This window comes from uncultured Anaerovibrio sp., from assembly GCF_947302755.1.
GTDB lineage: Bacteria > Bacillota > Negativicutes > Selenomonadales > Selenomonadaceae > Anaerovibrio.
This window is the reverse complement of record NZ_CAMYWM010000093.1, coordinates 1-9,763: the sequence shown is the minus strand read 5'-3', so window position 1 is coordinate 9,763 and position 9,763 is coordinate 1. Positions and strand designations below refer to the sequence as shown.

The window sequence follows — 9,763 nt, the reverse complement described above, 5'->3', positions numbered from 1 at the left end:
GCACCATTTATGCAATATACTATTTTAGCCCGTTCTCCCTGTAACACATCCTGCGCCAGTTTTTTCGCTAACTCAACATCGTGTTCAATAGCATAATCCTTATGAAATGGACTAGAGTAGCTCAATATATTAACTGTTGGAACAGCATACCCCAAATAGAGTGAATCAGTGAGAACCTGCCTATCAATCAGCAGACTAATAGCTTTACGCATTCTCACGTCATTAAAAGGAAATTTGTTACCATTAACCAATAAAAACCTTACCATGGTTGACTTGCAGGTACTTACTGCAAACTGGCTATCCTTTACCAATTCTTCAGCCAAAACTGGTGGCATGGCATTCAAATCCAATACCCCCATAATTTCACCACTTTTCAACGCAGCAAATCGTGTATCAGCACTGGGAATATTTCTTATAATTATTTCACTACTGGCTGCCTTTTCCCCATGATATTGATCAAACCGTACCAATCTAACGTACTGCCCCAGCTTATTTTCCGCAATATAAAATGGACCTGTTCCTATGGCCACACCAGAAAAATTTCCCTCATCATCCAAACAAGCTGGTGCGTACATAGCACTACCAAAATTCATCATGTTGTAAAGTTGGTTAATATTGGCCTTTTTGAAAGTAAACTCTAAAGTATATTCATCTATTTTTCTTACTTGGTCAAGAGATGGATAGAAATTATTAATATCTAAATTATAAAAACCTGAACGCTTTAGTCCCTTTTTCATACGCTGAATATTAGCAATTACTGAATCAGCATTAAATTTAGAGCCATCATGAAATACTACGTTTTTCTTTAAATAAAAGCGCCAGGTCCGACCTCCATCCGCCATTTCCCAGCGTTCGGCCAAACATGGGGCCGGCTTTCCTGTATTTTCGTCATTAGTGATTAATGGCTCCCACACTTCAAGAATTTTGCTGCAATAAAAGCCATCCTTTTCGCCAGGAGCCAAATGACGGTACGCCGCTAAAGTAATAATATCAGTATCAATATTATCTTCCATAGTTACTTTGTCATTACCACAGCTAGTCAAAGAGCACACCAAAAGCAGCACCGTTATAACCAGTAGAATTTTCCTACAATCCATCATATAGCTATCACCAATTCTCAACCCCTTATCTTGGGTAATATAGCACAAAAGGGTGCTACATAGTATGCCGCACCCTAATGGATATATATCTAATTTTAAATATCTAATGACATGGAAAGAGCAAAGGTTCTAGGAGTAGAAAGATAAATATTATTATCACCACGAGATACCATCCAATACTCCTTATTAAACACATTATAGCAGGTGAGACTGATCAAAGCCGGGCAAGAGCCAATCTTCGTTCTATAATTTACTCCTAAATCCACCACAGTATAGGCTGGAGCTCTAAACTTTTCATTGAGAATAGTTGAAGTACCTACATAGCTTATACGACCAAAGGCAGAGAATTTGTCGTCAGCCTTATAACGGGCACTAATAGAGGCTGTCCATTTTGGTGTACCATCCTCGGTCTTACCATCCTGTAATCCGCCAGCCGTTCTCTCTTTGGTAGCATCAAGATATGCTATACCAGACGCAATGTTCCATTTTGGAGCAATTCGCCCACTTACTGCCAATTCTACGCCCTTATGTCTAAGCTGGCCATCCTGTACCAGATAAGTACCATCTGCCCGATCAACGGCAATATTATTAGCCTGAGTAATATCAAAATAGCTTAGGCTGGCCAATACACCATTGTTAAACTTATACTTGACACCGATTTCATTTTGCTTGGTTTTGGCTGGTGGAAGAATTTCACCTGCATTTTGATAGGTATTGCCTACAATAGCACCTCCATCAAAATTCTCAGAATGACTGGCATAAACGGCAAAGCTTTCCATTGGACTGTACATAATTCCATAGGTTGGGCAGTTGGCACTGCTATTCACTGAACTTGTCTGTTTACCAGTAGCCGCACTATATCCATCAACATGGGATTCATGATGATGGATTCCAAGCAATACATCCATTTTGCCATAACTGATAGTATCGACAAAATTTATTCCACTCATGTGGGTCTTGTTGGTAAGACCGTATTCATAATCCGTAGGTGGATCCATAAGCTGGTTAACTACACCAGTATATATATTGGCAGTTCCCAAATTAGTCACCGGAGAAGCCTTAGTTGCATAACGGGTACGCCAAGCCTTATCAACAGCTATAGTTATATCATGCTTTAATTCACCAGTTTCAAGCTTACCATTTATTCCCAATTGGGCATAGGTGGCATTCTGTGGCGTTGTAGTCCGTTGGCTAGTTAGATTATAATCACCTGCATCATTAAGGATAGTAATGGCACTATTCTGATACATAACATTCTTGTTGAGCTTATTGCCCATATAACCAAAATTAGCAAACCATTTCCAGCTATCATCCATTTTCTGTTCGTGGTTCAAAATAGCAAGCCAACCATAGGAGCTCTTTACCTGTCCATTATAGCCATAGTCATTAGATGGATTTGGCACACTAGGGAATTTCGTAACGGCACCACCAAGCTTAAACCAACGTTGTCCACCACTCACCTCATTTTGACGATAACCGGTGAACAGATTAGTATTTCTCTTTCTTCCCTTATAATCTACATTTAAATAAATACTTGAAGCATTAACCTTCTGTCCCTTTACAGCTGTCTCACCATCGACCTGCTCCAAATTTAAACGGAACCCCCACTCCTTGTTTTTACCTGTACGGAAGCTGGAATCCAAATAACCACCCAACATTCCTCGCCCTGTATGAGATAAGGTAAGCCGGTTAAAATCATGTGTCGCCCGTTTAGTTACGAAATTTACCAAACCACCAGCAGCATTAGATTCATAATGAGTACCTGTACCGCCAATACCGCTATTAGGCCCTGCCAATACATCAATTTGTTCTATAACATGCAGTGGTGCATTAAACTGAGTAAACATATCAGGAACACCATTTACATATGAGCTGCTACCGTTAGCTCTAAAACCACGCAGTTGAAAATCATTATGCAAAATACTGCCGGTACCACGAATAGATGGTGAACCAGCTAACACGCTATCAAGAGGCTGGCTAGGGTTACCAAAGGCCTCAACTGTTTTCTCTGTAATATTGGTGGTCGTAAAAGGTACTTTCATTGTATCCCGATTACCTAATATACCTACAGAACCTTTATCAGCTACAAAACCATCCTTTTCTTCATCACCGTAAACAGTAACATTTTCATCTCCAAAATCTGAAACTTTTTCAGCAAAAGCAACTGACCACGCCCCAGTCGTCAAAACAGCTACAATAGCCAAGGTTAACCATTTTTTCTTCTTCATTCTCATCTCTCCAAACATAAAAAATCACTTCTGCAATAAACAGAAGGGAAACACACTAAAAAAGTGCCATTCTGTCACTCGCAGAACGCAACTGATATCACGAATATAGGCAGTTCTTCTGGCTCTGCTTCATAGCTTGTTTTGCCTTCCCAGGATATTCCCAGTGACATAAATAAAACTCGCTCAGCATTACAGCGGCGTGACCGCATCGGCTTGTACCGATTTCTCTATTAAGCTCCTTGGAGCACCTATACTACTTATTAGCCACGACTCACAGTATAATTAATAAAAGCATTATTGTCAAATTTTATATTATTTTTATAACTATACAGTTTATTACTTTATTATTAAAACTTTTTAGCCTTTGTTTTACCCCTACTATAAAGTACTGTATAAAAAAATTCAGATGGAGGCAAGGCTCCACCTGAATAAGTTATCATTTTATCGTTATCTGTACTCCGCGAATAGTGACTGGAAGTAATGAAGCCGCCTGTTTCTCAAGAATAAGAGCCACATCACGATGCAGCTGCAAAATAGAGGCCGGAGCCTCCGGGGTTACATCTCCGCACACAGCCTTGTATACCGCTTCGGCTTTATTACGGCCATTGGCCAGCAGGATAACATGCTCCGCCATCATAATTGTTTCAATACCCATACTGATAGCATAGCGTGGTACCTAACTGACACTATTGAAAAAACGTGAATTAGCCTGAATAGTTTCTTCATCAAGTTCGACCTTATGGGTTGTCGCAGCAAATTTCACATCTGGCTCGTTAAAGCCTATATGGGCATTTTGCCCAATTCCCAGCACCTGTAAATTGATGCCCCCTCTGGCAGCTATCAGCTTTTCATAACGTTCTCCCTCAGCCACTATATCCTCCGTCATGCCATCAGGCAGGAACACATTCTCCGGGCGGATATTTATACGCTGAAAAAAATTTTCCTTCATAAAATAATGGTAGCTTTGTGGATTTTCCGGACCCATACCAATATATTAATCCAAATTGAAGGTGGTAACCTGAGAAAAATCCAGCCCCACACTTTTATGTACGGCTGCAAATCGCTGATACATGGAAACCGGTGTGCTGCCAGTAGCCAATCCAAGAACACTGTCTGGCTTAAGATAAATTTGTCCAGCAACAATATTGGCCGCCTCCACCCCCATTTGATTATATGATTCGGTAATAATTATCCGCATGGCTGATATCCCCCAAATAACATTATTCCAGTATAACGAGCTTTAAGATGTCCCCCACCGCTTTAGGTGGGGGAAAACAAACTACAACAGCTGGCGAGCATATCTCCCAGCTCGTTGAAACGCTAATTGGAAGATTTTTCTTCTAAAGAAGAAAAATTTGAACAATGGCGTTATAATCACCGACTAACTACTGTGCAAAATATACAGGCAGTCTGACTTTCAGGTTGTCAGCCGCTTCATGGTTTCCACTATGAGCTTCACCTGGGGTGGGATGGTGGCCAGCTCCAGTCTTTCCTTGGGACTGTGAATATCGAAGGTACTCACCCCAATGGAGACCACATCCAGCTGGGGATTTTTCATAACATGGTAGCCACATTCCAAACCGGCATGAATGGTTTCCACCTTCATAGGCATCCCATTCTGCTCCTTAAAGACCTCCAGCATCACCTTGGCCAGCTTGCTATTGCGATTTTCTTTCCATGCCGGTGTCTGATTGGAAATAACGGCGGTAAAGCCCGCCATCTGGGCCAGTATATCAGCCTGTAGCACAAACTCACTGATCTTGGCATCAATGGAAGATCGTGGTAAATACGCCATGGTGATTACATCATCATCCATCTTCACCATTCCCAAATTGGCAGAAGTCTCAACCAAACCGGGAACCACCTGGGACATGGCATATACACCACTATGAAGGGAAATTATAATACGGATAATGCTGTCTCTGTCTTCCTCGGACATTACCCGCTCCGGCATATTCACTTCACTGAGGACTAATTCAATGCCATCCTCCACATCACCGTATTTATCCATACAGCTCTCTTTTTCAGTGTCGATAATTTCCTGAATAACCTCAGCTTCAGCCATGGTGGAAATAATCACGTCTGCTACAGCAGGAATGGAATTTCTGGCCTTGCCACCTGTAAAATAAGCCAGCTCATAGGAAATCCCCGCCTCATCAAGGGCGTTAAGAACCATTGCCATAATGCGAATAGCATTGCCCCGGCCCTTGTTAATCTCCATACCGGAATGGCCACCTGCCAAGCCTTTTAAGTGGATTTTATAAGCCGTATCCCCCTGAGGGGCGGAAAAAGTCAGCTGACGATTGAAATTAATATTCACACTGCCGGCAGAACCCACAGTTAGTTCATCATAGTTTTCCGAATCACAGTTAATAAGATACTGGGCATCCAGAAGATATTTGCTGTCAAGATTAACAGCCCCTGTCATGCCCTGTTCCTCGTCCACGGTTATTACAGCCCGCAAAGGTCCATGGGATTTCAGGTGTTTCATAATATAAAGGGCCTCGGCTATACCAATACCATCATCAGCCCCCAGACTGGTACCATCAGCGGAAAGAAATTTTTCATCCCGTACCAGCTTTATAGGGTCCTTTAAGGGATCATAGCTCACCCCATGGTCTGCCACACAAACCATGTCCATGTGGCCCTGCAATATAATTTTGGGGGCAGACTCCATGCCATCAGTGGCGGGCAAATCAGCTATTACATTATTTACCTCATCCTGATGTACTTCACAGCCGATATCAGAAAAGGCCTTCACCAAATAATCGCTGACTGCCTTCTCATGACCGGATTTTCTGGGAATCCGGGCCAGCTGAGAAAATTCTGCCAGCACACCATCAATTATAGTTTCATCTGAATAATCCAACATTATAACCTGCTCCTCTTAATAAAAATAATCCACAGAATAAAATGAGACCAAATTCAGCAGGAGCCTGATGCCCCCACTGAATTCAGCCGAATAAATCAATTATTTGGGTTGCCCTTTATAACCTTTACAAAAATGGTCATAACCACCATGAATACAATGAAGCCCAATATATCTTCAAAGGCCTCAAAGCCGGCTATAGCCAGCGGTGAATCACTGCCACCACTTGATATGGAGACCACAATAATGCCAGCCAGTATTACGCCAATAATGGATTCACCAACTATCATACCGGAGGCAAACAGGGTACCCCGGCGCAGTCCCTCGGCCTCCCCTTCTTCGCCCTTGGCCTTTCTGACGCTCTTATTGACAAAATAGCCCATAACGGCACCTACCACCAATGGTACCTGAACCGACGGCGGAAGGTAAATGCCCATACCTACAGCCAATGGCGGCAGGGCACAGCCCTGGGTGGTTTTCTTTAACAGCTGGTCGATCAAAATCAGCACGAGTCCCAAGCCCATACCGATGTAGATGTATTCCCAGGCCAATTCACTGGAGAAAATTCCCTGGGCAATAGTGGTCATCAAGGTAGCCTGTGGGGCAGAAAGAACCTGATCCAGATCCATGTCAGGACGCGGCATGGCCCCCATAAAGCCATAGGCCTCATAAAGCAGATTGAGAACCGGGGCAATTACCAGGGCTCCTACCACACAGCCCAACAACAGGGCCACCTGCTGACGCCAGGGTGTAGCCCCAACCAGATAACCGGTTTTCAAATCCTGCATATTATCATTGGAAATGCAGGCAATTGCCAAAATAATCGATGTGGTAAAGATAGCTGTTGCCGTAGCAAACTTTTCCCCACCAGGTATATCGAATATGCCAAAGGAATTGGCCAGGAAAAAAACTACCAGAGAAGAAACTATAATACCGATAATACCAATACCGGAAATTGGACTGGAGGAGGTACCCACCAGACCGGCCATATAGGCGCAGGCCGCAGCCACAAAAAAGCCCATAAGGGTAGCCACTGCCACACCCACGACAGTAAAGATAAGGGTCTCATACATTGGAAGGCCCTCAGCGGAAACAAAGACATAGAAAATTCCCAAAAGACCAATCATGGTCAGGGCAAAAACGGCACCAATGCTCTTAAGGGACATATCAATATCCATACGATGAAGGCCCCGTTCCTCAGTGGACATATGCACTGCAGCCAGGGATTCCTTTATGCCCTCGATTACGGGCTTGGCCAGGGTAATCAGGGTCCAAATGGCAGCCACGCCCATGGTGCCGGCACCGATGAGACGCACCCGATCCTTGAAAACAGCTATACCGAACTGTTCCATGGTCATACCATCCGGCAGTATTCCGGTCATGGTATAGTAGGGCACAAAACCGCACCAGGCAATAATAATACCTGCCAAAATGGCCAAGCCGGAGGTTAGACCTATTAAATAGCCGGCCCCCACCAGGGCACCGGAGTAGCCGCAGGCAATCTGGGAAATACCACGACCCACGGGAAACCACAGGTAAAGACCGCCGGCTATCATCTGAAATCCGTTGGTAAACAGTGCCACAATACCGGAAATAACACTTCCGGCCATAATTTCCTTAAGGCCGCTACTTTTGCCGGTGTCCTCAGCTGAATGACTGCCTGCCTTCAGGATTTCGGCTGCCGCCACTCCCTCAGGATAGGCCAAATCACTGTTTACCACCATAGCCCGCCGCAAGGGTATAGTAAACAACACGCCCAGACAGCCACCACACAGGGAAACCAACAGGGTCTGCCAAAATTCAAAGCCCTGCCAATAGCCGATCATCAGCATGCCCGGAATAATGAAAATAATTGCGGAAAGGGTACCGGCCGCTGAAGCCTGGGTCTGTACCATATTATTTTCCAAAATATTCGCATCCTTGGCCATCTTTAAAAGGGCCATAGAAATTACCGCCGCCGGAATGGCAGAGGAAAAAGTAAGTCCTACCTTCAATCCCAGGTATACATTGGATGCAGTAAATATCACCGTAAGTATCGCACCCAACAGCATACCACGAACTGTGAGTTCAGGCAGACGCAATTCGTGTTGCATAAACTCATTTTCGTCGTTTTTCATAAAAAATATCCCCCTAAAGTATATGTATGTGTACTAATCAGAGCACACACTGTCTTCCATTATACCATAATTTGTTATTAGTTATTCATTATTCCTCATGAATTATTATTTATTTCATTTTTTCCTTCAGCATATCCGCTGCGGCCAACAGCCCCATTATCATGGCCGATGGGCGTGGCGGACAGCCCGGCACGTATAAATCAACGGGTACAACCTTATCAGCAGCCCCTACTACAGCATAGGTATCCCCATAGGTCTCACCGCCGGCGGCACAGGCTCCACAGGCCATGACCAGTTTAGGCTCAGGCAAGGCCTCATAGGACATCCTCAGGGCCTGTTCCAGATTGCGGGTAACTACCCCTGTTACCATCAGCATATCCGCATGGCGGGGCGAGGCCACAAAATGGACACCATAGCGATGTAAATCGTATACCGGATTGCTCATGGCCCCCATTTCAAAATCACAGGCATTGCAGGAGCCGGCATCTAAATGACGGACATGGAGGGAACGTCCCAGCTTTACCTTCAGGACCTCCTGCAAAACCTCCTGGCCGCTCTCCATCAATACCGGCAAAGCATCCTCATGCCTGTGCCGGAGGCCGGACTCATTAATTGCCTGCTTGGCGCAGGCCTCTACACAACGACCACAAAAAATACATTTTTTATAATCAATGGTGTAGCTGTCCCCAGACAACACAAAGGCCTTTACGGGGCAGGCCGCCCCACAGGTGGATAATACATCGCCACTGGCCTCACCCTCAATGGGGCCTCTATATCGTTCACTGCCTGCCAGAGAGATGGACTCAGTAGCAAGCTTGTCTTTAAATATACGTTCCAAAACCTTAAACATAGCCTTTACTCATCTCCCCTATCGATCTATGCAGGCATAGCAAAGTTCAAAGCTCTTATTTATCAATGGAAAATCAGGGATAATATCCCCCTGAACCGCAATAGGCAGGGCCGGCCAATTGGCATAGGAGGCACTGCGGACAAACAGCCGGTCAATACAGCCCTTATCATCCAACGCCACATATTGAAAATTACTGCCCCGGGCTGATTCACTGATGCCCCAGCCGCTTCCCTCGGTATAATTCATTGGAAGGGACAGCTCCTGACTATCACAGGTATTGAGCAAATCAATGAGCTTGTCCACCATTTCAAAGGAGGCGGACAGCTCACCGATGCGCACCAGCAAACGGGCCGCCACATCCCCCATAGGCTTGGTATAAGGCACAAAGCTCAGCTCATCATAGACGCCATAGCTGAAGTCGCTACGGCTGTCATGGACATATCCGCTGGCCCGGGCCCCAACCCCCACCATGGCCAAATCAACTGCCGTCTGATGGCGGACAATACCGGTGGTCTGCACCCGATTTTGGAAATTCTCCTGCTCCTGGAACATGGTGGCCATATCCTCTACTCCATCAGCCACCTCATCCATCACTTGAT

General features: G+C 44.8%; 5 protein-coding genes, 2 pseudogenes and 1 riboswitch. All 7 genes and pseudogenes read right to left on the bottom strand.

Features of this window, described 5'->3' with window-relative positions:
- The coding region (locus Q0Y54_RS09190; RefSeq protein ID WP_297966655.1) for an ABC transporter substrate-binding protein at positions 1-1,013 on the bottom strand (1,013 nt) is incomplete at its 3' end.
- A 182-nt stretch (positions 1,014-1,195) separates the two neighbouring features.
- Positions 1,196-3,328: a TonB-dependent siderophore receptor gene (locus Q0Y54_RS09185; protein WP_297966652.1), complete on the bottom strand. Its 2,133-nt coding sequence runs from the start codon at positions 3,326-3,328 to the stop codon at positions 1,196-1,198.
- A gap of 90 nt (positions 3,329-3,418) precedes the next feature.
- Positions 3,419-3,595: riboswitch (cobalamin riboswitch) on the bottom strand.
- Between the two features lie 169 nt (positions 3,596-3,764).
- Positions 3,765-4,526 (bottom strand): annotated as a pseudogene (gene nagB, locus Q0Y54_RS09180) (glucosamine-6-phosphate deaminase).
- Between the two features lie 219 nt (positions 4,527-4,745).
- Positions 4,746-6,200 carry a beta-Ala-His dipeptidase gene (pepD, locus tag Q0Y54_RS09175; protein ID WP_297966649.1) on the bottom strand — a complete coding sequence of 485 codons (1,455 nt, stop codon included), beginning with the start codon at positions 6,198-6,200 and terminating at the stop codon, positions 4,746-4,748.
- A gap of 95 nt (positions 6,201-6,295) precedes the next feature.
- On the bottom strand, positions 6,296-8,314 hold the full coding sequence (locus Q0Y54_RS09170; RefSeq protein ID WP_297966646.1) for an OPT family oligopeptide transporter: 2,019 nt from the start codon (positions 8,312-8,314) through the stop codon (positions 6,296-6,298).
- 109 nt (positions 8,315-8,423) lie between these two features.
- Positions 8,424-9,164, bottom strand: coding sequence for an NADH-quinone oxidoreductase subunit NuoB (nuoB, locus tag Q0Y54_RS09165; RefSeq protein WP_297966642.1), 741 nt, complete (start codon positions 9,162-9,164; stop codon positions 8,424-8,426).
- 18 nt (positions 9,165-9,182) lie between these two features.
- Positions 9,183-9,763: pseudogene (locus tag Q0Y54_RS09160) on the bottom strand (NADH-quinone oxidoreductase subunit F); the annotation flags it as partial.

What these genes read in the sequence shown, in the direction of transcription:
- nuoB (WP_297966642.1), bottom strand. Translation starts at nt 9,164, where the DNA reads ATGTTTAAGGTTTTGGAACGTATATTTAAAGACAAGCTTGCTACTGAG.
- Q0Y54_RS09185 (WP_297966652.1), bottom strand. Translation starts at nt 3,328, where the DNA reads ATGAAGAAGAAAAAATGGTTAACCTTGGCTATTGTAGCTGTTTTGACG.
- Q0Y54_RS09170 (WP_297966646.1), bottom strand. Translation starts at nt 8,314, where the DNA reads ATGAAAAACGACGAAAATGAGTTTATGCAACACGAATTGCGTCTGCCT.
- pepD (WP_297966649.1), bottom strand. Translation starts at nt 6,200, where the DNA reads ATGTTGGATTATTCAGATGAAACTATAATTGATGGTGTGCTGGCAGAA.